We start from the raw sequence: 22,435 nt of genomic DNA on the forward strand, positions 1-22,435 counted from the left end.
GACTGACAGACCGAGTTGCCTGCATCGGGGGCAAGCCCCCTCCCACACAAACCAAATCAAGTGGCCGGTGCCACACAGGGAGAAAACATGGCTGTTGATATTTTCATCAAGATCGGCGACATCAAGGGCGAGTCCATGGACAAGGCCCACAAGGACGAAATCGACGTGCTGAACTGGAGCTGGGGCATGTCCCAGTCCGGCAACATGCATGTAGGCGGTGGCGGCGGCGCGGGCAAGGTGAACATCCAGGACCTGTCGCTGACCAAGTACGTCGACAAGGCTTCGCCCAACCTGATGATGCTGTGCGCCAGCGGCAAACACATCGACAAGGTCAAGCTGACCGTGCGCAAGGCCGGTGGTGAAAGCCAGGTCGAGTACATGGTGATCAACCTGGAAGAAGTGTTGGTGACTTCGCTGAGCACCGGCGGTTCGGGCACCGATGACCGCCTGACCGAAAACGTCACCCTGAACTTCGCCCAAGTGATGGTCGACTACCAGCCGCAGAAAGCCGACGGCACCAAAGACGGCGGCGCGGTCAAGTTTGGCTGGAACATCCGTTCCAACACCAAGCGCTGATAGCCCTTGTGGCCGTGGCCCGGTGCCACGGCCATTGTGTCCCTCTCGCAACCCGTCCGTGGAGCTGCTTTGGTGGTAACTGAAATCGCTTCCCGCGACCGTCTGCAACCGTCCCTGCTGGACCGGCTGACCGACGACGACCCGACCAACCCGAAGGAAAGCGCCGACAAACGCGTGCTGTCCCTGACCCAATTGAAAGCCTCGGTACTGCGCGACTTGGCGTGGCTGCTCAACACCACGTCGTTGCTCGATGCCGATGCCACGCTGCACACCCCGGCCGGCACCTCGGTGGTCAATTATGGCCTGCCGGCATTGGCGGGCAGCAGCGTCTCCAGCGTCGACATCAAGTCCCTGGAAGCCCTGATCTACCAGGCCATTGCGACGTTCGAGCCGCGCATCCTGCGCCACACGCTGCGCGTCAAAGCCCGTGTCGGCCAGGGCGAGATGAACCACAACGCCCTGAGTTTCGAGATCGAGGGCGACCTGTGGGCACAGCCGGTGCCGCTGCGCCTGCTGCTGCAAACCGACCTGGACCTGGAGTCCGGTCATGTGCGCGTGGTGAACGCCGATCAGCGGAGACGCCCATGAACCCGCGCCTGCTGGAGCTGTACAACCAGGAACTGCACCACGTGCGCGAAAGCGCCGCCGAGTTCGCCAAGGAATACCCGAAGATCGCCAGTCGGCTGACCCTGTCCGGTATGGACTGCGCCGACCCGTACGTCGAACGCTTGCTCGAAGGTTTCGCCTACCTCACCGCGCGCGTGCAACTCAAGCTCGACGCTGAATACCCGACCTTCACCCACAACCTGCTGGAAATCGCCTACCCGCACTACCTGGCGCCGACCCCGTCGATGACCGTGGTGCAACTGCAGACCGACCCCGATGAAGGCTCCCTGGCCAGCGGTTTCCCGCTGCCCCGCGACAGCGTATTGCGGGCCGCCCTGGGCCGCGAAACCCAGACCTGTTGCGAGTACCGCACCGCCCATCCGGTGACATTGTGGCCGTTGCAGGTCAGCAGCGCCGAATACTTCGGCAACCCCGCCACCGTACTCGGGCGCCTGGCCGCCAGCGAACCGAAAGCCAAGGCCGGCTTGCGCCTGACCCTGCGCACCGGCGCAGAATTACCGTTCAACAGCCTTGATCTGGACAACCTGCCGCTGTACCTCAGCGGTGCCGACGAGCAGCCGTTCCGCCTCTACGAACAATTGCTGGGCAATGCCTGCGCGGTGTTCGCGCGCAAGCCCGGTGGCGATTGGGTCGAGCGCTTGGGGCAAGACGCGTTGCGCTCCCGGGGCTTTGATGATGCCGACGCGGCCATGCCGGTGGTGGCGCGGGCGTTCCAGGGCTATCGGCTGTTGCAGGAATACTTCGCCCTGCCCCACCGCTACCTGTTCGTCGAATTCGCCGAACTGAGCCGTGCGGTCAAACGCTGCGACGGCCAGGAGCTGGAGCTGATCGTGCTGTTCGACCGCCACGAACCGAGCCTGGAAGGCAGCGTCGGCGCGGCGCAATTCCTGCCGTTCTGCACGCCGGCGATCAACCTGTTCCCCAAGCGCGTGGACCGTATCCACTTGTCCGACCGGGTCAACGAACACCACGTCATCGCCGACCGCACGCGGCCAATGGATTTCGAGATCCACTCGTTGACCGGCCTTACCGGCCATGGCACCGGGCCGGAGCAACCGTTCTTGCCGTTCTACGCGGTACGCGACCCTTCGCGTTATGGCCGCGACCAGGCGTATTACACGGTGCGCCGCGAGCCGCGCGTGCTGTCCAGCGAGCAGCGTCGCAATGGCCCGCGCTCGACCTATGTGGGCAGCGAAACCTTTGTCAGCCTGGTGGACAGCCGCCAGGCGCCGTATGGCCATGACCTGCGCCAACTCGGTGTGACCGCGCTGTGTACCAATCGCGACCTGCCGCTGTTCATGAGCGTGGGCAACAGCAAGACCGACTTCACCCTGGCCGACAGCGCGCCGGTACTGGCCGTGCGTTGCGTCGCAGGCCCCAGCCGCCCGCGTGCCAGCCACGCCCATGATGCCAAGGCCTGGCGCCTGATCAGCCAGTTGTCGCTCAACTACCTGTCGTTGAGCGAGCAGGGCCAGGGCGCGGGCGCCTTGCGTGAATTGTTGCGCCTGTATGGCGACAGCAACGACGCGGCGCTGCAATTGCAGATCGAAGGCCTGCGCGAAGTCAGCAGCAAAGCGGTGACGCGACGCCTGCCGATGCCCGGCCCGATTGTGTTTGGGCGCGGCCTGGAAATTACCCTGGAATTCGATGAAAACGCGTTTCGCGGCACCGGCGTGTTCCTGCTCGGTGCGGTGCTGGAACGTTTCCTGGCACGCTACGTGTCGATCAACAGTTTTACCGAGACGGTGATCCGTACCACCGAACGCGGCGAGATCATGCGATGGAAAGCCAAGCCCGGACGTCGTCCGACCCTGTGAGTACCTTGGATGCAATGCATCAGGCGCCCTGGGAATACGATTTCTTCCAGGCGCTGCGGCGTATCGAGTGCGAATCGCCACACCTGCCGCGCCTGGGCCATTCCCTGCGCCTGGCCGATGATCCGCTGCGCCTGGGGCAACAGGCCGATTGCACCTTCGCCCCGGCGACCCTGGCCGCCGTCGACCCCGCTGGCGATGGCAAGCCGGCGCGGCTGGAGCAGTTCTTCTTCGGCCTTGGCGGCCCCAACGGCCCGCTTCCGCTGCACATCACCGAATACGTGCGCGAGCGCCAGCGCAACAACGCCGACAGCACCAGCAAGCAGTTCCTGGACGTGTTCCACCATCGCCTGCTCAGCCTGTTTTACCGGGCCTGGGCCGAGGCGCGGCCGACGGTCAGCCACGACCGCCCGGACGATGACTATTGGTCCGCGCGCCTCGCCGCCTTGAGTGGCCGGGGCATGCCGAGCCTGCTCAACCAAGGGCTGATTCCCGACACCGCGAAGCTGCATTACAGCGGCCACCTGTCGGCGCAGACCCGCTACCCGGACGGCCTCAAGGCGATTCTCAGCGAGTATTTCGGCCTGCCGGTGGAGATCGAAGAATACGTCGGCCAATGGCTGGAGCTGCCCGAGCGCAGCCGCGTGGGCGTAAGCGCCAACCGCCTGGGCGTGGACTTTTGCCTGGGTAGCCATGTGTGGGACCGCCAGCATAAATTCCGCATCCGCCTGGGCCCGCTCACGCTGGAAGACTACATGGGCATGCTGCCCGGCCATCAGCCATTCAACGAGCTGGTGGCGTGGGTGGCCGAGTACCTGGGCCATGAATTGGACTGGGACTTGAACCTGGTTTTGCAACAACCTGAAGTCCCGGCACTGCAACTCAACGGCCAGTTTCGCCTGGGCTTCAATACCTGGCTCGGTAAACCTGAGCATGACGCCAACGACCTAATCCTGGCCCGGCACTACGCCGATCAAGCCACCACCTCAAGGAATCCAGAGCATGGGTGAAATCAGTCGCGCCGCACTGTTCGGCAAACTCAACAGCGTGGCCTACAAGGCCATCGAAGCCGCCACCGTGTTCTGCAAACTGCGGGGCAACCCGTATGTGGAACTGGCGCATTGGTTCCACCAGTTGCTGCAACTGCAAGACTCGGACCTGCACCGCATCATTCGCCAGTTCAACCTGGAACCGGCACGCCTGGCCCGCGACCTCACTGAAGCGCTGGACCGCCTGCCGCGCGGCTCGACGTCGATCACCGACCTGTCGTCCCACGTGGAAGAAGCGGTTGAACGCGGCTGGGTGTACGGCAGCCTGATGTTCGGCGAAAGCCAGGTACGCACCGGTTATCTGGTGCTGGGCATTCTCAAGACGCCGAGCCTGCGCCATGCGCTGCTGGGCTTGTCGTCGGAGTTCGACAAGATCAAGGCCGAGGCCCTGAGCGAACGTTTTGACGAATACGTCGGCGACTCGCCGGAAAATGCCCTGAGCGCCAGCGACGGCTTCAATGCCGGAGTTCCAGGCGAAGCCAGCGGCGCCATGGCGCCGAGCGCGATGGGCAAGCAGGAAGCGCTCAAGCGCTTTACCGTGGACCTGACCGAACAGGCCCGCACAGGCAAGCTCGACCCGATCGTGGGCCGCGACGAAGAGATCCGCCAACTGGTGGACATTCTCATGCGTCGGCGCCAGAACAACCCGATCCTCACCGGTGAAGCCGGTGTGGGCAAGACCGCCGTGGTTGAAGGCTTCGCCCTGCGCATCGTCGCCGGCGACGTACCGCCTGCGCTCAAAGACGTAGAGCTGCGCAGCCTGGATGTGGGCCTGCTGCAAGCCGGCGCCAGCATGAAAGGCGAGTTCGAACAGCGCCTGCGCCAGGTCATCGAAGACGTGCAGGCTTCGCCCAAGCCGATCATTCTGTTTATCGACGAAGCCCACACCCTGGTGGGTGCCGGTGGCGCCGCCGGTACCGGTGACGCTGCCAACCTGCTCAAACCCGCTCTCGCCCGTGGCACCTTGCGCACCGTGGCCGCCACCACCTGGGCCGAGTACAAAAAACACATCGAAAAAGACCCGGCGCTGACCCGTCGTTTCCAGGTGGTACAGGTCGCCGAGCCGTCGGAAGACAAAGCCCTGCTGATGATGCGCGGCGTGGCCTCGACCATGGAAAAACACCACCAGGTGCAGATTCTCGATGAAGCCCTGGAAGCCTCGGTGAAGCTGTCGCACCGCTATATTCCGGCGCGTCAGTTGCCGGACAAATCCGTGAGCCTGCTGGACACCGCTTGCGCCCGCGTCGCCATCAGCCTGCACGCAGTGCCGGCGGAGGTGGACGACAGCCGCCGCCGCATCGAAGCGCTGGAAACCGAGCTGCAAATCATCGCCCGCGAGCATGCGATCGGCATCGCCATTGGTGCGCGCCAGAGCAACAGCGAAGCGTTGCTGAGCGCCGAGCGCGAGCGCCTGGCCACGCTGGAAAGCCGCTGGGCCGAAGAGAAAACCCTGGTTGACGAGCTGCTCGCCACCCGCGCGACCCTGCGTGAAAAAGCCGGCGTGGTGGACAGCGGCAGCGACCAATTGCGTACGCAATTGGTCGACCTGCAACAGCGCCTCACCGCGCTGCAAGGCGAAACCCTGCTGATCCTGCCGACCGTGGATTACCAGGCCGTGGCCTCGGTGGTCGCCGACTGGACCGGCATTCCGGTGGGCCGCATGGCGCGCAACGAGCTGGAAACCGTGCTCAACCTCGACCAGCACCTGAAAAAACGCATCATCGGCCAGGACCACGCCTTGCAGATGATCGCCAAGCGCATCCAGACCTCGCGCGCCGGCCTCGACAACCCGAGCAAGCCGATTGGCGTGTTCATGCTGGCCGGCACCTCCGGCGTGGGCAAGACCGAAACCGCCCTGGCCCTGGCCGAAGCCATGTACGGCGGCGAGCAGAACGTGATCACCATCAACATGAGCGAGTTCCAGGAAGCCCACACGGTGTCGACCCTCAAGGGCGCGCCACCGGGCTATATCGGCTACGGCGAAGGCGGCGTGTTGACCGAAGCGGTGCGGCGCAAGCCCTATAGCGTGGTGCTGCTGGACGAAGTGGAAAAAGCCCACCCGGACGTGCATGAGATTTTCTTCCAGGTGTTCGACAAGGGCGTGATGGAAGACGGCGAAGGCCGGGTGATCGACTTCAAGAACACCCTGATCCTGCTGACCACCAACGCCGGTACCGAGCTGATCTCGCACGTGTGCAAGGACCCGGCGAACATCCCCGAGCCGGAAGAAATCGCCAAGGCACTACGCCAGCCGCTGCTGGAAATCTTCCCGCCGGCCCTGCTCGGGCGTCTGGTGACCATCCCGTACTACCCGCTGAGCGACGAGATGCTCAAGGCGATTACCCGCCTGCAGCTCAACCGCATCAAAAAGCGCGTGGAGAACACCCACAAGGTGGCCTTCGACTACGACGACGCGGTGATCGACCTGATCGTCTCGCGCTGCACCGAAACCGAAAGCGGCGGGCGCATGATCGACACCATCCTCACCAACAGCCTGCTGCCGGACATGAGCCGCGAGTTCCTCACGCGCATGCTCGAAGGCAAGGCGTTGGCGGGGGTGCGCATCGGCAGCCGGGATAACGAATTGCACTACCAGTTCAACGATTGACCTGACAGAACACGGCTCAAATGTGGGAGGGGGCTTGCTCCCGATTGCGGTGTCTCAGTGGATAGAGCAGGTAACTGATTCACCGCCATCGGGGGCAAGCCCCCTCCCACACTTGAATTCGGTTTCGTCAGTTATTCAGCAATTTACGGGTTAACCGATGCTATTCAACCAAGCCTCACGCCTGGCCAAGATCAACAGCCCCCTCGGGCCGGATGTGCTGCTGCTCAATGAAATGGGCGGCGGCGAAGAGCTGGGGCGGCTGTTCAACTATGAGCTGCAGCTGACGTCCCTGAACGCCAACATCGACCTCAACCAGTTGCTGGGCAAGCCGATGAGCGTCGGCCTGCAACTGGCGGACGGCGGCGAACGGCACTTCCACGGTATCGTCGCGCGTTGCAGCCAGAACATCGACCAGGGCCAATTCGCCAGTTACCAGGTGACGCTGCGCCCGTGGTTCTGGCTGCTGAGCCGCACCTCGGACTGCCGGATTTTCCAGAACCTGAGCATCCCGCAGATCATCAAGCAGGTGTTCCGCGACCTGGGGTTTTCCGACTTCGAAGACGCCCTGAGCCGGCCTTACCGCGAGTGGGAATACTGCGTGCAGTACCGCGAGACCAGCTTCGATTTCGTCAGCCGGTTGATGGAACAGGAAGGCATCTACTACTACTTCCGCCATGAACAGGACCGGCACGTGCTGGTACTGGCCGACGCCTATGGCGCCCACACCACGGTGCCGGGCTATGCGTCGATCCCGTATTACCCCAAGGACGAGCAACAGCGCGAACGCGACCATATGCACAACTGGCACCTGGCGCAGGAGGTGCAGCCGGGTTCGCTGGAGCTTAACGACTACGACTTCCAGCGCCCCAGCGCGAGCATCGACGTGCGCTCGGCCATGCCGCGCCCGCACACCGCCGGCGACTACCCGCTGTACGACTACCCCGGCACCTACGTGCAAAGCGCCGACGGCGAACACTACGCACGCACCCGTATCGAAGCCCTGCAAACCTTGCATGAGCAGATTGAGTTCGCCGGCAATGCCCGCGGCCTCGGCTCCGGTCATCTGTTCAGCCTCACCGGCTTCAGCCGCCAGGACCAGAACCGCGAATACCTGATCGTCGGCTGCCGCTACTACATCGTCCAGGAAAGCCTGGAAAGCGGCGGCGGTTCAGGCTCGGCGCAGTTTGAAAGCAGCCTGACCTGCATCCCCGCGCAACAAAGCTACCGCACCCTGCCCACCACCCATCGGCCGGTGGTCAAAGGCCCGCAGACCGCCCTGGTCGTTGGCCCCAAAGGCGAAGAAATCTGGACCGACCAGTACGGTCGCGTGAAGGTGCATTTTTACTGGGACCGTCACGACCAATCCAACGAAAACAGCTCGTGCTGGATTCGCGTGTCGCAATCCTGGGCCGGCAAGAACTGGGGCTCCATGCAGATCCCACGGATCGGCCAGGAAGTGATTGTCAGCTTCCTCGAAGGCGACCCCGACCGGCCGATCATCACAGGGCGGGTGTACAACGCCGAGCAGACGGTGCCTTACGATTTGCCCGAGAACGCGACCCAGAGCGGCATGAAAAGCCGTTCGAGCAAAGGCGGCACGCCGGCCAACTTCAATGAAATCCGCATGGAGGACAAGAAGGGCCTGGAGCAGTTGTACATCCATGCCGAGCGTAATCAGGACATTGTGGTGGAGGTGGATGAGAGCCATTCGGTGGGGCATGACCGCAATAAGAGCATTGGGCATAACGAGACGGTGATCATCGGCAACAACCGCCTGCGCATCGTCAAGCAGGAAGACATCCTCTCGGTGGGCCAGCGCAAGACCGACAGCATCAGCCAGAGCTATGTGATCGAGGTGGGCGAAAACCTGCGCCTGGTCTGCGGCGAAAGCATCCTGGAGTTGAATGCCAGCGGGCAGATCAACCTCACCGGCGTGAACATCAGCTTCTATGCCAGCGGCGACGCCGAGTTCAATACCAAGGGCGTGCTGCACCTTAATAACGGCGGCGGCCCTGGCGCCACGCCCGATGGACAGGGCCAGAAAGCCAGCATCGACGCCAATATCAAAGCCGCGTTCCCCGCGCCGAAAAGCTCCTGACGAGACCCGTTTGCCATGACGTACCGAATCAACGAATTCCAGTTCCAACTGCCGGCGAGCGAGCTGCAGGACGCGACGATCAATATCCTCAAATTCCCTGAGCTGGGCACATCCCTGATCGTCAGCCGCAGCCTGCTGGCCGACGGCGAAACCCTGCACAGTAACTTCAACGACCAACTCCAGCGCCTGGAAAAACAAGTGCAGGAGCTGCGCTATCAACCGGGCGTGGACGTGCGCTTGGGCGCCGCGCAGGAAGTGGAAGGCATCGAGCTGCGCAGCCAGTTCAACAAGGGCAACGACAAGGTGTTCCAGTATCAGCTGGCGCTGGTGATACCGGGCACGCGCAAGATGCTCGCCTTGAGTTATGTGAAGGCGGACAAGCTTGGGGATGCCGAGGCGGCGCATTGGGCGTTGATTAAAAATTCGCTGTCGTTCGACGCTATTTCCTGATGAGTTGCCCGCATGTCTGACGCACTCTGGGCCGCCCGCATGGGCGATGCGCTCTCCCATACTTCGATGATGGCCGACATCCTCGGCGGTGTGCTGGAAGTGGCGGCTAACATCGCGATAACGGCAGTGGCGACTGCGGCGGTGGTTGCCGCCACCGGGATTACCGTGGCCACTGGCGGGCTCGGTTGTTTCCTGCTGGGCGCCGTGGTGGGCACGGTTGTCGGCCTGGCCATGAGCAAGACCGGCGCGGACAAAGGCTTATCGAATTTATGCGAGAGCTTCAGCAACGCCCTGTTTCCGCCCACGGTACAGGCGAACATCCTCACCGGTTCCACCAACACCCTGACCAATAACATTCCGGCCGCGCGCGCCGCCGGGGCGATCACCTCTCACGTCGCACCCGCCGGCACTGAGCTGGAAGAGCCCGCGCCCGAGCCGGAAGCCAGCTTCCTGGACATGGCCGAGAGTTTCTTCTCGCAGATGTGGCGCCCCACGGTGGCCACGCCCGCCCCCGGCGCCGAACCCAAGCCGCTGGATCAGGTGACGTGCACAAAGCATCCGCCGATGCCGCCGCAGTTTCTGGCCGAGGGTTCGGAAAAAGTCACCATCAATGGCCAACCGGCGGTGCGCAGCGGTGACCGCAGCACCTGCGATGCAACGGTGGTCTCGTCGGGGCTGATCTCCTCCAACGTGACCATTGGCGGCGGCTCGGTGGTGGTGCGTGAGATTCGCAGCGGCAAGACCCCGGGCGTCGGGCTGGCGGTGACGGCTTTGTTGATGCTCAAGGGCGGCAAGGGCAAGTTCTTCAGCAAGTTGCCCTGCATGTTGATCGGCGGCGCGGCTTCGATGGCCGTCAGCAGTGCGATGGGGGCGATGGCCAACGCGGCGATGGGCTCGTCGAACCCGGTGCATGCGGCCACCGGCGCCAAGGTGTTGGGCGGCGATGATGAGTTGGACTTCGTGTTGCCTGGCATCCTGCCGATTGATTGGCAGCGTTTCTACAACAGCCGTGACGAACGCACAGGCAGTTTGTTCGGCGCGGGTTGGAGCGTGCCGTATGAGGTGTGCGTCGAAGTTCGTCCACATCCCGAGGGCGGCGAAACGCTGGTGTACACCGATGAGCAGGGGCGCCCTATCGACATGGGCTACATCCCTTTGGGTGGCGCGGTGTTCAGTGCCGGTGAAGGGCTGGCCGTGCGGCGACACCTCAATGGGCAGTTACTGATCGAAAGCGATGACGGGCTGTATCGCTTGTTTGAACCCTCTGCCAGCCCGGCGTTGCTGCGCCTCAGCCAGCTCGGCGACCGTAACGACAACCGCATTCACGTCAATTATGACGACGCCGGGCGGCTGATCCGGCTGCGCGATACGTTCGATCTGGTGCAAGTGGAATTGATCCGAGATCAAGGCCACGTGGTGCGGCTCGAACGGCTGTACCCCGACCAGCGCCGCGAAGTGCTGGTCAGCTACGGCTACGACGCTATCGGCAACCTGGCTGAGGTCCGCGATGCCACCGGCCAGGTGCAGCGGCGCTTCAGCTACGATGCCGGCGGGCGCATGGTGGAGCACCAGTTGCCCGCTGGATTGCGCTGTTTTTACGAATGGGCCTTGGTTGAAGACGTGGAATGGCGCGTGGTCCGGCACTGGACCGACGAAGGTGACGCCTACCAGTTCGACTACGACTTGCAGGCCGGTATCACGCGAATTACCGACGGCTTGCAACGCGTCAGTACCCGCCACTGGAACACCCAGCACCAGATCGTTCGGTACAGCGACAACCTCGGGCAAACCTGGCTGTTCGAGTGGAACGACGAGCGCCAATTGCTCAGTGCCACCGATCCGCAGGGTGGTCGCTTTGAATACAGCTACGATGAAGCCGGCAACCTGATCGGCGAGACTGACCCGCTTGGCCGCAGCGAATCCACTACGTGGCTTGAGCATTGGGCTTTACCAGTATCTGGCACGGACAGCGAAGGCAACACCTGGCACTTACGTTATGACCAGCGAGGTAACTGCATTGCTGAAACGGACCCGCAGGGTCGTGTTTCGCAGTATCGCTATGACGATCACGGGCAGTTGGTGGAGGTCATCGACGCAGCGGGAAAAAGCAAAAGGATGCGCTGGAACCCATTCGGTCAACTTATTGAACATATTGACTGTTCAGGTTACCCGACACGTTTCAAGTATGACGAAAGAGGCTATTTGCAGGCTGTCACCGATGCATTGGGTGAGCGCACAACCTTTGTTTACGATCCAAGGGGCCTATTGCTGAGTACTCAGCTACCTGACGGGCGCATTGAACACTTTCAACGCGATACTAGCGGTCAATTGATCGCGCATACCGACTTCTCCGGACACTCTACGTACTATCAACGCAATCGCCAGGGACAGGTCAGCCAGCGGCTAGATGCGCATGGCCGCCAAGTCAACTTTGAATACGACAGCTATGGCCGCCTTAGAGCTCTGCGCAACGAAAACGGTGAACGGTACCGTTTCGCCTGGGATGCCAACGACCGCGTGGCCGAACAACAGGACCTGGACGGTAGCGTGCGCCGTTATCATTACGACGCACTGAACAACATCAAACGGATGGAAACTATTCCTGCCCCTCTGGGCAGCGGAATGGCATCAGTCGCTGTAACTCCCGAAGCACCCATAGTGCATTGCTTTGAGCGCGACGCCGTCGGCCGTCTGCGGGTCAAGATCACTGATGATGGACGAACGGAATACACCTACGACTCGCTGGATCGACTCAAGGCCGTCACATTTACCGACCATGCCGGCAGGCAACAAGCGATCAACTTTGACTACGACAGCGTTGGTCAACTGATCGAAGAGAAAAGCGCGACTGGCGCCCTGAAACATAATTACGACGAGCTCGGCAACCTGAGCCAGACTCTTCTGCCCGACGGACGTTGGCTCAATCGCTTGCATTACGGCAGTGGGCACCTCCATCAAATAAATCTCGACGGCCAGGTGATCAGTGACTTCGAGCGCGACCGCTTGCACCGCGAAGTACTGCGTACCCAAGGACATCTCAGCACGCGTCATCACTATGACCGTTGTGGGCGGTTGCGCTCCCGCGAACGAGGCCAGATCGCTCGGGCATCGGTACTTCCTGCTGCGGTACAAAAGCAATTCGAGTATGACCCCAGCGACAATCTGATTGGCAAGCTCGAACAGACGCCGAGCGGCCAACGCAGGCACCTGCTGCATTACGATGCAACCGACCGGGTGGTCGCCAGCCAAGACAATCTCGTGGGCCAACGCGAAACCTATACCTATGATGCGGCTGCGAACCTTCTCGATGCCGCGCAACCGGGTGCAGGACTGATACAACACAACAAGGTCCTGACGTATCAGGACAAACGCTATCGTTATGATGGTTTTGGTCGAATGATCGAAAAACGTAGCGCAAATCGCGGCATCCAACGCTTTGTCTATGACGCCGAACATCGCTTGACTGAGGTCCACAATGAGCACGGCGGGCAGCGGTCTGTCGTAAAAATGACCTACGACCCTATAGGACGAAGAACTGCCAAGGCGACCTACGACGGGAATGGCTATTTGTTGAGCGAAACCCGCTTTACCTGGGATGGACTGCGCCTGCTTCAAGAACACAAGCACGCCCAGACCAGCCTCTACATATACGGGGACGACAGCCACGAGCCTCTCGCTCGCGTTGATGGCAGTGGTACCCAGCAGAAAGTTCGCTATTACCACAATGATCTCAACGGCCTGCCCGAACTGCTCTCTGAAGCTGAAGGCCAGACCGTCTGGCAAGCCAGCTATCAAATTTGGGGAAATACGGTTCAAGAAATCCGTGAACCCTACTACATCGAAGAACAAAACCTGAGGTTTCAGGGCCAGTATCTGGATCGTGAAACCGGCTTGCATCACAACATATTCCGTTTCTACGATCCGGATATCGGCCGTTTCACTACCCCCGATCCTATCGGCCTCGCAGGGGGCCTGAACCTTTACCTGTACTCAACAAATCCGCTGACCTGGATCGACCCCTACGGCTTGAATCCTGAGGATTTGATACGTTACAAACCCAAGGCTTCCGTTACCCCGAAAGCAGGTGGCCGCGGTACGGCAATCAATAGAGCATGGGGCGAAGAACGGGATCTGGTTCTACGTGGTGGGGGCTCACGAAACTGGACAGATGAAGAACGCGAGCTGATCAAAAATACAAAGAGTAACGCCCGCCTGAACTCAAAGATGTCCAAAGCAGGTTACACCGGTCACCATATCAACAGCGTCGAAGGTAATGGCGCCTTAGGCAAGGCCTGGAAAGGTGACCCGAGGAACATTGTTTTCTTGCAAAACTCGAGACACCCAAGTGGTGTGGATGAACATTTGAACAGCCCTCAAGGGCACCGAAAAAATTATGCCAACTCAGGCAAAGGCCGATTGATCGATCGTCTTAGAACACCCGGCAGAAAAGCCGGCTGCGGTAAATAATTTCCATTGGAGAAGAACATGAGCGCCCTTGACAACGCATTTAAAGAGTTGCGCCGCGTCCACAAAAAATTCGATATCGAAGGTAGCTTCGAAAAAAGCAGCCATGCCAACGCAAAATGGCCGCAGACGTTACCGCGCTCGGCAGAAACCGACTATTTCTACGATAACTGTGAGCCAGTTGATGTTGAAGTTGAAACCGGTTTGACGCCGATCTGCTTCTTCAACTTGAGCACTTTGGAAGACGGCCAAGTTGGCTATAAATGGGACGGCGATTCGAACAAGACCCAGGTAAATGGGAATTGGCCTGCTCAGTATCTGGTTTTCATGGATGACATTGGCGGCGGAAAACCGGTTATCGCCGTCACGGATACTGCCGGGACTCCAGTGTGGGCGAGCTACGATGTCGTCAAGCCGTTCAAGATTGCCGATTCCCTCGCTGATTTCCTCCTGGCATTCGCCAAAACTATCGAAATTGTTCATGGAAAATTCGACATTTTTGACATTTACAACGATGACGACGAGCTTTCCCCCAAGTTTGTAAAATTGCTGACCAAGGAAGTGAGCCCGTTGCTAGGTGAGGAAAACTTCGAACGCTTCTTCGATTACTTCTACGGCTAAGAAAGGTTGTGCCAAAGACAATGTACGGCCTGTCGATTGCCTTGAAGATTCGCGCATGAAAACAACGTTGATGAGCATGCCTTAACCACACGATGGCAGCTGATTGACTATGGAAAGTCTCAATAGAATCGGCACATCCCTGAGCACCACGCATGTCTGACGCACTCTGGGCCGCCCGCATGGGCGATGCGCTCTCCCATACTTCGATGATGGCCGACATCCTCGGCGGTGTGCTGGAAGTGGCGGCTAACATCGCGATAACGGCAGTGGCGACTGCGGCGGTGGTTGCCGCCACCGGGATTACCGTGGCCACTGGCGGGCTCGGTTGTTTCCTGCTGGGCGCCGTGGTGGGCACGGTTGTCGGCCTGGCCATGAGTTTGCGTGGGATGCAGGGGATCGGCTGACCGAGCAGCAAGACCTGGATGGCAGCGCCAAGCGCTACCGCTACGATCCGCTGGACAATGTGATTGCGGTGACCGCTGTTCCGGCCCCTTATGGCAGTGGTTTGGCCGTCGTTCCCGAGATACCGCCCGCGCCCGCGCCCATCGTCCATCGTCCATCGGCTGGAGCGCGACGCCCTTGGCCAGTTGCTCACCGAACAGAGCTCGGCGGGCGGCCTGCACCACCACTACGACGTGGTCGGCGCATCGCTAAAACCGAACATGACAGCAACGGTTATCCGTTGGGTGAAACCCGCTTTGATTGGCAGGGCTTGCGCCTGCGGCAAGAGCATCGGCATAGCCAGACCAGCCATGGTGCATGCCGAGGAGAATCGTTTGCGGCGCGCTCGTGGGATGGGACCCAATCAAATGCTTAAGCGCGGGAAGCTGGAGATTCGCCTCATGTCCCAAGCCATACACAACTCACTGGTCAAAACCGGGATCATCACGCAACAACAAGTCAGGACGGCGAGGCGCTCTGCCACGTCATTCGCCAAACGAAAAGGTTGTTTCCAAAGGATCACCGGCTATGGGTATCAATCAAATTATCCTCTCAGGGCAAGACCATAACCTTGGACAAATAGGCGGAGGTGCGTGGCTTACAGACCTTGAGTTGTGGCCTAAAGACCCGCAGACCGGTCAGCTTATGCTGCCGGTGATTACGATGACCTCAACGTTCTTGGACGTCCCATTCATACCCTCCGGGATGGCGCTTACTGCGTTCGTCTCCGTTGAGCGAACTGACGAAACGTACACACGATCGTCTGTACGAAAGTTGACTGTTCATCAACAAAGCGAGATGGAAAAGCTCCAACTTGGCCATAGTCAAGTTCTGCTTCACGCACTGGCGACTTCCGAACTCACACCCGCTGCGTTGGTTGATCCAATCCCGCGAACGTATATTGCCCAGCAACCGTTCACTCCCGAACAAATGGAGGAAGAATTGGAAGACCTGGACAGTGGCGCGAGTATCAGCAAGGCCCTTGGGCGCCCCGCATGGTTGCAAGACCCTTTGTATGAAAGCCCTCGCTACTATTTCTTGGCTCAACTCACCGACGCCGACATTGCAAAAATCAGCCCTAGTCACGAAGGAATATTCGGTGGAGGTATCGGCTATGTGTTCGCCGATAATCGAGCGAAAAAGCTGAAGGAAGGGGATGTGGGCGGCTATTTCCTAGTTCAATTCACCTGAGAATGCGATTAGGCGGGCTGGCTTAATCCGGCATACGCATCAGTACCCAACAAAAAAGGGCACCCGACCCAATCGGCGTGCCCATCTTCTTTACCGCCCCGCCTCCCTTCGAGACGGTACTGCGCGTTACGCGTTAACGGTATCTTTCAGCGATTTACCCGGCTTGAACGCAACCGTATTGCTCGCCTTGATTTTCACTGGCTCACCGGTTTGCGGGTTTTTGCCAGTGCGGGCGCCGCGGTGGCGTTGCAGGAAGGTGCCGAAACCTACCAGGGTGACGCTGTCCTTGCGGTGCAGGGCGCCGGTGATTTCTTCAAGAACGGCGTTGAGGACGCGGTTGGCCTGCTCTTTGGTGAGATCCGCTTTTTCAGCGATGGCGGCTGCGAGTTCTGGTTTACGCATATGTGAAGCCTCTTTGACGGTTTTTTGTTGTTATGTCCGTGCCACTCTCTGACGGAGCGGCGCCCAAAGCGCCGCAGGCTCTACTCTGCGGCAGACGGGAATGAGGATGGCATGCCGCCGGACGCCGCGCCAGTCTCGCGGCGACCTTTCTGAGGTGAAAAACATGCTTATTCCGACAGAACGACCGGTATTTACGCCAACAACGGCGGAAGTTCTTTATTGAGTGCCAGTTTTTCCATCACGGCCGCGCCGGTCAGCGCATAACCCAGCAAGCGGCCACTGGCGTCGCGGCACAGGGCCTTGATGTCGGCGCCTTGGCCTTCGACGCTCCATACACCCTCGGTGCCGCGTGGCGGGGGCGAGACCACCAGCGGGCAGGCCGGGGTTTTCACGGTGACGGGCATGGGGCCGTAGCTGACGACGGTGGCGTTGCCGGCCAGGGTCTGGGCCAGGGCGCGGGCGCAGGTCATCAGGGGCATGACATACAGCAGGTTCAAGCCGTCGACCTCGGCGCAGTCGCCCAAGGCGTAGATATTGGCGTGGGAGGTCTTGAGGTGGCGGTCCACCATGATGCCGCGGTTGGTTTGCAGGCCGGCGGCGGCGGCCAGGTCGGTGCGCGGGCGCAGGCCGATGGCCGAGACCACCAGGTCGCAGGGGATCACTTTACCGCCCGAAAGATGGGCTTCAAGCCCGTTTGCCGTGCGTTGCAGACGGTTGAGCACCGGCCCTAGGTGGAAACGCGCGCCCAGGCTTTCCAGCCCGGCCTGCACGGCCGCGGCCGCCGCCGGGTGCAGCAGGGTCGGCATGACTTGCTCGCAGGGTGCAACCAGGTCGACTTCATAGCCGCCAAGCATCAGGTCGTTGGCGAATTCACAGCCGATCAGGCCGGCGCCGAGCAGCAGCACCCGGCGCTTGCCGGCTGCGGCGGTGCGAAAGCGCGCGTAGTCTTCGAGGTCGTTGATCGGGAAAATCAGTTCAGCCGCATCGCCCTCGACGGGCACCTGTACGGTCTGGGCGCCCCAGGCCAGGACCAGGTCGCGGTAAGCCACCGCCTCCTCGCCGATCCACAGGCGCTTGTGGCCTGGGTCAATGCCGCTGACACGCGTGTGGGTGCGCACTTGGGCCTTGAGTTGCTCGGCCATGGCGCCCGGTTCAGCCATGCTCAGGCCGTCGGCTTCCTTGTTTTTGCCAAAGCCGGTGGAGAGCATGGGCTTGGAGTAGGAACGCCCGTCATCCGCGGTGATCAGCAGCAAGGGGGTTTCGCTGTCGAGCTTGCGAAACTCCCGGGCCACGTTGTAACCGGCCAGTCCTGTGCCGATGATCACGACAGGTGCGTTCATTCCATTCTCCTTGTAGTACGTTTCTCAAATGTTCAGATCAGCCGATTTCGATCATTTCGAAATCCATCTTGCCCACGCCGCAGTCTGGGCACAGCCAGTCGGCCGGCACATCTTCCCAGCGCGTGCCTGGCGCAATTCCGTCATCCGGCCAGCCGTCTGCTTCGTTGTAAATAAGGCCACAGACGATACATTGCCACTTCTTCATTACTTGCTTCCTCAGGGTCCAGGCAGATTGGCCGGCGGTCGATGGATCCAGCGTTGCCGCACGGCTCAGGGCGTTTTGTACTGATCGGGGGCGCCAGATGCAAGCCTGATCGACGCAAGGCGCCGGTTCTGCCCGGCAAAAGTCCAAGGTGCCATGGTAAGCTCGCCGCCTCTTTTGCCGCCCATACTGACTCACCGTGCCGCATTCAATCGCCCTTCCCGATGCTTGCCGATGGCTGACCCAGAGCCGTCTGAGCCCTCTTCCCGCGCCTTTGGCCCTTGCCTGGCTGTTCGATGAAGGCTCGCTGACGCGACGGCTGACGCGGCTGTCAAACGATGGCTTCAGCGTGACGCCACTGTTCGAAGGCTGGCAGCCGCTGCGGGACGATGAGTGTGCCGCCCTTGAGCTTGCCCCGGCCACGGTAGGCTGGGTACGCGAAGTGTATTTGCGCGGGCATGGCCAGCCGTGGGTATTTGCCCGAAGCGTCGCATCACGCAGTGCCTTGCAGGGCGACGGCTTGCATATGGACGAACTGGGCAGCCGTTCGCTGGGGGAGTTGCTGTTCTGCGACCGCGCATTCACCCGGCGGGCGATCGAAGTGTGCCGTTATCCCCGGCATTGGCTGCCGACCACCGACCAGGCCGACGAACTATGGGCCCGCCGCTCGCGCTTCGACCGTGGGGGGCTGAGCGTGCTGGTGGCGGAGATCTTCCTGCCGGGCTTCTGGCAGGCGCTGCATGACCATCCGGAGAACTGCTGATGTATCAACGCTTGCTCAAGTCCTTGAACCGCTTGAACCCCAGGGCCTGGGACTTTATTCAGTTGACACGCATGGACAAGCCCATCGGCATTTACCTGTTGCTGTGGCCTACGCTGTGGGCGCTGTGGATTGCCGGCAAGGGCTCGCCGTCGCTGGCTAATATCGTGATTTTCGTGCTGGGCGTGATACTCACCCGGGCCGGCGGCTGCGTGATCAACGACTGGGCCGATCGCAAGGTCGACGGCCATGTAAAGCGCACGGCACAACGCCCGCTGGCCAGCGGCAAGATCAGTTCAAAAGAGGCGCTGGTGTTCTTTGCGCTGCTGATGGGCATCAGTTTCCTGCTGGTATTGCTCACCAACGCCACCACCATCCTGCTGTCCCTTGGCGGCCTGGCGCTAGCGGCAAGCTACCCGTTCATGAAGCGCTACACCTATTACCCGCAGGTGGTGCTGGGCGCAGCGTTTTCCTGGGGCATGCCGATGGCGTTTACCGCCCAAACCGGTGATCTGCCGGCCACCGCATGGCTGTTGTACATCGCCAACCTGTTGTGGACGGTGGGTTATGACACTTATTACGCCATGACCGACCGCGACGACGACTTGAAGATCGGCGTGAAATCCACCGCAATTCTGTTCGGCGATGCCGACCGGGTGATCATCCTCACGTTGCAGGGCCTGGCGCTGGTGTGCCTGTTGCTGGCGGGCGTGCGGTTTGAGCTGGGCGGCTGGTTCCACCTGGGGCTGCTGGCGGCGGCGGGCTGTTTTGCCTGGGAGTTCTGGTATACCCGCGACAGGGACCGCATGAAGTGCTTCAAGGCGTTTTTACACAACCACTGGGCGGGGTTGGCGATTTTTGTCGGGATTGTGGTGGATTACGCGGTTCGCTGAGGTTTTGCAGTGCCTGGTCGGACCTCATCGGGGGCAAGCCCCCTCCCACAGGGGAACGCATTTCAAATGTGGGAGGGGGCTTGCCCCCGATGGATTCAGCGGCGCCGCAGGCTTATGGCTTGATGATGTGCCAAACCCCACCCTTGCCGTCACCGGTCTTGTCACCGGCCTTCTTGTCGTCCTTGTAGGTGTACACCGGCTTGCCTTTGTAGGCCCACTGGCTGGTCTGGTCATCACGTGTAATAACCGTCCAATCGCCCGTCTTTGTATCTGTGGATTCAGCCTTCAGCGGTGGCCAGTTGGTCGCGCATTGGTCCTTGCACGCCGACTTGCCGTCGGCATCTTTGTCGAAGGTATAGAGCGTCATGCCCTTGTGATCCACCAACATCCCCTCTTTAGTCATCGCCGGCTCTGCAGCAAACGCCAGGCCTGGCAGTGTCATCACCGCCGATAGCAGCAGGGCTTTCCAGGAAACAGTGCTGTAAGTCATCGGAACCTTCCTTTTGTGGTTGTCAGGATTCGGACCCAAAGGGTAGTCCAGAGTGCCGTGAATTGCCCGAGCGACTAAATTACTGTCACACGACTGCAATAATTCCGTTATCTAATGCGGCGCAAGACAGTTAAATGACAAGAGGATTTTTGAGCATGGTTGGCAGGAGCATTCTGATTGTTGACGACGAAGCGCCCATTCGCGAGATGATCGCCGTTGCGTTGGAAATGGCCGGCTACGACTGCCTGGAGGCGGAGAACTCCCAGCAGGCCCATGCCATTATCGTCGACCGCAAGCCGGACCTGATCCTGCTCGACTGGATGCTGCCCGGCACCTCCGGCATCGAACTGGCCCGCCGCCTCAAGCGCGACGAGCTGACCGGGGACATTCCGATCATCATGCTCACCGCCAAGGGCGAAGAGGACAACAAGATCCAGGGCCTGGAAGTGGGCGCCGATGACTACATCACCAAGCCCTTTTCTCCACGCGAGCTGGTCGCGCGCCTCAAAGCCGTACTGCGCCGTGCCGGCCCGACGGATGGCGAAGCGCCGATCGAAGTCGGCGGCCTGTTGCTGGACCCGATCAGCCACCGCGTGACCATCGACGGCAAACCTGCCGAGATGGGCCCTACCGAATACCGCCTGCTGCAGTTCTTCATGACCCACCAGGAGCGCGCCTACACCCGTGGCCAGTTGCTGGACCAGGTGTGGGGCGGCAACGTGTACGTGGAAGAGCGCACCGTGGACGTGCATATCCGCCGCCTGCGCAAAGCCTTGGGCGATGCCTATGAGAATCTGGTACAAACCGTGCGCGGCACCGGCTATCGCTTTTCCACCAAGGGCTGAGCCCGTCGCTTCGTGACTCAAGAGCCTGACTTAACAGCTGACAAGGACGCATGTTCAAGTGAACCAGAACTGGCATGGCACCCTGATCCGTCACATGCTTTTGTTGATTACTGGCTGCCTGTTGGTGGGGTTGATCAGTGGCTACTACGGGTGGAGCCTGGCTATCGGCATCGGCCTGTACCTGGGCTGGACCCTCAAGCAACTGTTGCGCCTGCATGAATGGCTGCGCCAGCACAAACCCGACGAAGCGCCACCCGACGGCTACGGCCTGTGGGGCGAGGTGTTCGACAGCATCTACCATCTGCAACGCCGCGACCAACGTGTGCGCGGGCGCCTGCAAGCGGTGATCGATCGGGTGCAGGAGTCGACCGCTGCGCTCAAGGACGCAGTGATCATGCTCGACAGCGACGGCAACCTGGAATGGTGGAACCGCGCGGCCGAAACCCTGCTGGGCCTCAAGACGCCCCAGGACAGCGGCCAACCCGTGACCAACCTGGTACGCCACCCGCGCTTCAAGGAGTACTTCGAGCAAGACAACTACGAAGAAGCCCTGGAGATCCCCTCGCCGACCAATGACCGCGTGCGCATCCAGCTCTACCTGACGCGCTACGGCAACAACGAGCACCTGATGCTGGTGCGCGACGTGACCCGCATCCACCAGTTGGAACAGATGCGCAAAGACTTCGTCGCCAACGTTTCCCACGAGCTGCGCACGCCATTGACGGTGATCTGCGGTTACCTGGAGACCCTGTTGGATAACGTTGACGAGATCAACCCGCGCTGGAGCCGTGCCCTGCAACAGATGCAGCAACAAGGTTCGCGCATGCAGACCCTGCTCAACGACCTGCTGTTGCTGGCCAAGCTGGAAGCCACGGATTACCCGTCGGACAACCAACCGGTGGCCGTGCAAAGCCTGTTGCAGACCATCAAGAATGACGCCAAGGCCCTGTCCGGCGAGCGCGGGCAACAGATCAGCCTGGAGGCCGACCCGGCAGTGATGCTCAAGGGCAGTGAGGGTGAATTGCGCAGTGCGTTCTCCAACCTGGTGTTCAATGCCGTGAAATACACCCAGGACAAGGGCACTATCCGCATCCGCTGGTGGGCCGACGCTCAAGGCGCGCACCTGAGCGTGCAGGACTCCGGCATCGGTATCGACGCCAAGCATTTGCCGCGCCTGACCGAACGCTTCTACCGCGTCGATTCCAGCCGCAACTCCAACACCGGCGGCACCGGGCTGGGGCTGGCGATCGTCAAGCATGTGTTGCTGCGCCACCGCGCGCGCCTGGAAATCAGCAGCGTGCTGGGGCATGGCAGTACGTTTACCTGCCATTTCCCGGCGACGCAGGTGACCCGTGCGCGCCTCGTCGGGAATGACGAATAACTCGAAACAACGCAAGACCCAATGTGGGAGGGGGGCCCCTCCCACAGTGGATTTGTGTCGTTTTGGAGGGTGTATTCCACACCCCACCCGGCAGCAACCACTAGGCAAGCGCCCCATCAGCGGCTACATTGGCCGACTTGCGCCTGCCTTTCAGGCCCACCCGCCATCCCTTATTGACACACG

At 60.9% G+C, this 22,435-nt stretch carries 18 protein-coding genes and 1 pseudogene; 15 read left to right on the top strand and 4 right to left on the bottom strand.

All coding sequences use genetic code 11. The annotated features are described in order from the left end of the window. Positions 1-87 precede the first annotated feature (87 nt). The 11 genes and pseudogenes from AB4O25_RS18035 to AB4O25_RS18085 all read left to right on the top strand — a co-directional run bounded on the left by AB4O25_RS18035 (position 88) and on the right by AB4O25_RS18085 (position 15,939). Positions 88-576, top strand: coding sequence for an Hcp family type VI secretion system effector (locus AB4O25_RS18035; protein ID WP_017526783.1), 489 nt, complete (start codon positions 88-90; stop codon positions 574-576). 72 nt (positions 577-648) lie between these two features. Further along, the gene (tssE, locus tag AB4O25_RS18040) at positions 649-1,164 is read left to right on the top strand and encodes a type VI secretion system baseplate subunit TssE (protein ID WP_026067178.1); all 516 of its coding nucleotides are present in this window, start codon (positions 649-651) and stop codon (positions 1,162-1,164) included. Then, entirely contained in the window at positions 1,161-3,020 is a 1,860-nt protein-coding gene (gene tssF, locus AB4O25_RS18045; protein WP_017526781.1) for a type VI secretion system baseplate subunit TssF, read from the top strand. Before tssE ends, tssF begins: the two co-directional genes overlap by 4 nt. After that, a complete protein-coding gene (gene tssG / locus AB4O25_RS18050; protein ID WP_065879246.1) occupies positions 2,984-4,027 on the top strand; it encodes a type VI secretion system baseplate subunit TssG in 1,044 nt (347 codons plus the stop codon). The genes tssF and tssG overlap by 37 nt, the downstream gene beginning before the upstream one ends. Beyond that, entirely contained in the window at positions 4,020-6,674 is a 2,655-nt protein-coding gene (gene tssH / locus AB4O25_RS18055; protein ID WP_460149833.1) for a type VI secretion system ATPase TssH, read from the top strand. The genes tssG and tssH overlap by 8 nt, the downstream gene beginning before the upstream one ends. Before the next feature lie 157 nt (positions 6,675-6,831). Then, on the top strand, positions 6,832-8,772 hold the full coding sequence (locus AB4O25_RS18060) for a type VI secretion system Vgr family protein (RefSeq protein ID WP_460149834.1): 1,941 nt from the start codon (positions 6,832-6,834) through the stop codon (positions 8,770-8,772). 15 nt (positions 8,773-8,787) lie between these two features. Further along, positions 8,788-9,222, top strand: a complete 435-nt coding sequence (locus AB4O25_RS18065; protein ID WP_065879244.1) for a DcrB-related protein — start codon at positions 8,788-8,790, stop codon at positions 9,220-9,222. A gap of 12 nt (positions 9,223-9,234) precedes the next feature. Next, a complete protein-coding gene (locus tag AB4O25_RS18070; RefSeq protein WP_460149835.1) occupies positions 9,235-13,689 on the top strand; it encodes an RHS repeat-associated core domain-containing protein in 4,455 nt (1,484 codons plus the stop codon). 18 nt (positions 13,690-13,707) lie between these two features. Beyond that, a complete protein-coding gene (locus AB4O25_RS18075; protein ID WP_017530588.1) occupies positions 13,708-14,307 on the top strand; it encodes a hypothetical protein in 600 nt (199 codons plus the stop codon). A 152-nt stretch (positions 14,308-14,459) separates the two neighbouring features. Continuing rightward, a pseudogene (locus AB4O25_RS18080) lies at positions 14,460-14,693 on the top strand (hypothetical protein); the annotation flags it as partial. A gap of 583 nt (positions 14,694-15,276) precedes the next feature. Beyond that, positions 15,277-15,939 (top strand): hypothetical protein, encoded by a 663-nt coding sequence (locus AB4O25_RS18085; RefSeq protein ID WP_065879241.1) that lies wholly within the window; start codon positions 15,277-15,279, stop codon positions 15,937-15,939. 126 nt (positions 15,940-16,065) lie between these two features. Here AB4O25_RS18085 and AB4O25_RS18090 read toward each other — a convergent pair whose 3' ends face one another. From AB4O25_RS18090 to AB4O25_RS18100, 3 genes are all read right to left on the bottom strand, one after another. Beyond that, positions 16,066-16,341, bottom strand: a complete 276-nt coding sequence (locus AB4O25_RS18090; protein WP_003176958.1) for an HU family DNA-binding protein — start codon at positions 16,339-16,341, stop codon at positions 16,066-16,068. A gap of 191 nt (positions 16,342-16,532) precedes the next feature. Continuing rightward, positions 16,533-17,681 (bottom strand): NAD(P)/FAD-dependent oxidoreductase, encoded by a 1,149-nt coding sequence (locus AB4O25_RS18095; RefSeq protein ID WP_017528587.1) that lies wholly within the window; start codon positions 17,679-17,681, stop codon positions 16,533-16,535. 37 nt (positions 17,682-17,718) lie between these two features. Further along, the gene (locus AB4O25_RS18100; protein WP_017528588.1) at positions 17,719-17,886 is read right to left on the bottom strand and encodes a rubredoxin; all 168 of its coding nucleotides are present in this window, start codon (positions 17,884-17,886) and stop codon (positions 17,719-17,721) included. A 196-nt stretch (positions 17,887-18,082) separates the two neighbouring features. On the opposite strand from AB4O25_RS18100, the gene AB4O25_RS18105 reads away from it, so the two are divergent. Both AB4O25_RS18105 and ubiA read left to right on the top strand, forming a co-directional pair. After that, on the top strand, positions 18,083-18,646 hold the full coding sequence (locus AB4O25_RS18105; RefSeq protein WP_017528589.1) for a chorismate--pyruvate lyase family protein: 564 nt from the start codon (positions 18,083-18,085) through the stop codon (positions 18,644-18,646). Further along, positions 18,646-19,536, top strand: coding sequence for a 4-hydroxybenzoate octaprenyltransferase (gene ubiA, locus AB4O25_RS18110; RefSeq protein ID WP_017528590.1), 891 nt, complete (start codon positions 18,646-18,648; stop codon positions 19,534-19,536). The genes AB4O25_RS18105 and ubiA overlap by 1 nt, the downstream gene beginning before the upstream one ends. 112 nt (positions 19,537-19,648) lie before the next feature. Here ubiA and AB4O25_RS18115 read toward each other — a convergent pair whose 3' ends face one another. After that, positions 19,649-20,026 carry a COG4315 family predicted lipoprotein gene (locus AB4O25_RS18115; RefSeq protein WP_017528591.1) on the bottom strand — a complete coding sequence of 126 codons (378 nt, stop codon included), beginning with the start codon at positions 20,024-20,026 and terminating at the stop codon, positions 19,649-19,651. Between the two features lie 155 nt (positions 20,027-20,181). Here AB4O25_RS18115 and phoB point away from each other — a divergent pair, with 155 nt between their 5' ends. Further along, a complete protein-coding gene (phoB, locus tag AB4O25_RS18120) occupies positions 20,182-20,871 on the top strand; it encodes a phosphate regulon transcriptional regulator PhoB (RefSeq protein ID WP_003176964.1) in 690 nt (229 codons plus the stop codon). A 94-nt stretch (positions 20,872-20,965) separates the two neighbouring features. Continuing rightward, positions 20,966-22,252: a phosphate regulon sensor histidine kinase PhoR gene (phoR, locus tag AB4O25_RS18125; RefSeq protein ID WP_241665008.1), complete on the top strand. Its 1,287-nt coding sequence runs from the start codon at positions 20,966-20,968 to the stop codon at positions 22,250-22,252. The last annotated feature ends 183 nt before the right edge of the window (positions 22,253-22,435 follow it).

The sequence above is a fragment of the Pseudomonas sp. S3_A03 genome, from assembly GCF_054668275.1.

What these genes read in the sequence shown, in the direction of transcription:
- AB4O25_RS18065 (WP_065879244.1), top strand. Translation starts at nt 8,788, where the DNA reads ATGACGTACCGAATCAACGAATTCCAGTTCCAACTGCCGGCGAGCGAG.
- phoB (WP_003176964.1), top strand. Translation starts at nt 20,182, where the DNA reads ATGGTTGGCAGGAGCATTCTGATTGTTGACGACGAAGCGCCCATTCGC.
- AB4O25_RS18090 (WP_003176958.1), bottom strand. Translation starts at nt 16,341, where the DNA reads ATGCGTAAACCAGAACTCGCAGCCGCCATCGCTGAAAAAGCGGATCTC.
- ubiA (WP_017528590.1), top strand. Translation starts at nt 18,646, where the DNA reads ATGTATCAACGCTTGCTCAAGTCCTTGAACCGCTTGAACCCCAGGGCC.
- AB4O25_RS18115 (WP_017528591.1), bottom strand. Translation starts at nt 20,026, where the DNA reads ATGACTTACAGCACTGTTTCCTGGAAAGCCCTGCTGCTATCGGCGGTG.
- AB4O25_RS18035 (WP_017526783.1), top strand. Translation starts at nt 88, where the DNA reads ATGGCTGTTGATATTTTCATCAAGATCGGCGACATCAAGGGCGAGTCC.
- AB4O25_RS18070 (WP_460149835.1), top strand. Translation starts at nt 9,235, where the DNA reads ATGTCTGACGCACTCTGGGCCGCCCGCATGGGCGATGCGCTCTCCCAT.
- AB4O25_RS18060 (WP_460149834.1), top strand. Translation starts at nt 6,832, where the DNA reads ATGCTATTCAACCAAGCCTCACGCCTGGCCAAGATCAACAGCCCCCTC.
- AB4O25_RS18100 (WP_017528588.1), bottom strand. Translation starts at nt 17,886, where the DNA reads ATGAAGAAGTGGCAATGTATCGTCTGTGGCCTTATTTACAACGAAGCA.
- AB4O25_RS18085 (WP_065879241.1), top strand. Translation starts at nt 15,277, where the DNA reads ATGGGTATCAATCAAATTATCCTCTCAGGGCAAGACCATAACCTTGGA.
- AB4O25_RS18095 (WP_017528587.1), bottom strand. Translation starts at nt 17,681, where the DNA reads ATGAACGCACCTGTCGTGATCATCGGCACAGGACTGGCCGGTTACAAC.
- tssH (WP_460149833.1), top strand. Translation starts at nt 4,020, where the DNA reads ATGGGTGAAATCAGTCGCGCCGCACTGTTCGGCAAACTCAACAGCGTG.
- phoR (WP_241665008.1), top strand. Translation starts at nt 20,966, where the DNA reads ATGCTTTTGTTGATTACTGGCTGCCTGTTGGTGGGGTTGATCAGTGGC.
- tssG (WP_065879246.1), top strand. Translation starts at nt 2,984, where the DNA reads ATGGAAAGCCAAGCCCGGACGTCGTCCGACCCTGTGAGTACCTTGGAT.
- tssF (WP_017526781.1), top strand. Translation starts at nt 1,161, where the DNA reads ATGAACCCGCGCCTGCTGGAGCTGTACAACCAGGAACTGCACCACGTG.
- AB4O25_RS18075 (WP_017530588.1), top strand. Translation starts at nt 13,708, where the DNA reads ATGAGCGCCCTTGACAACGCATTTAAAGAGTTGCGCCGCGTCCACAAA.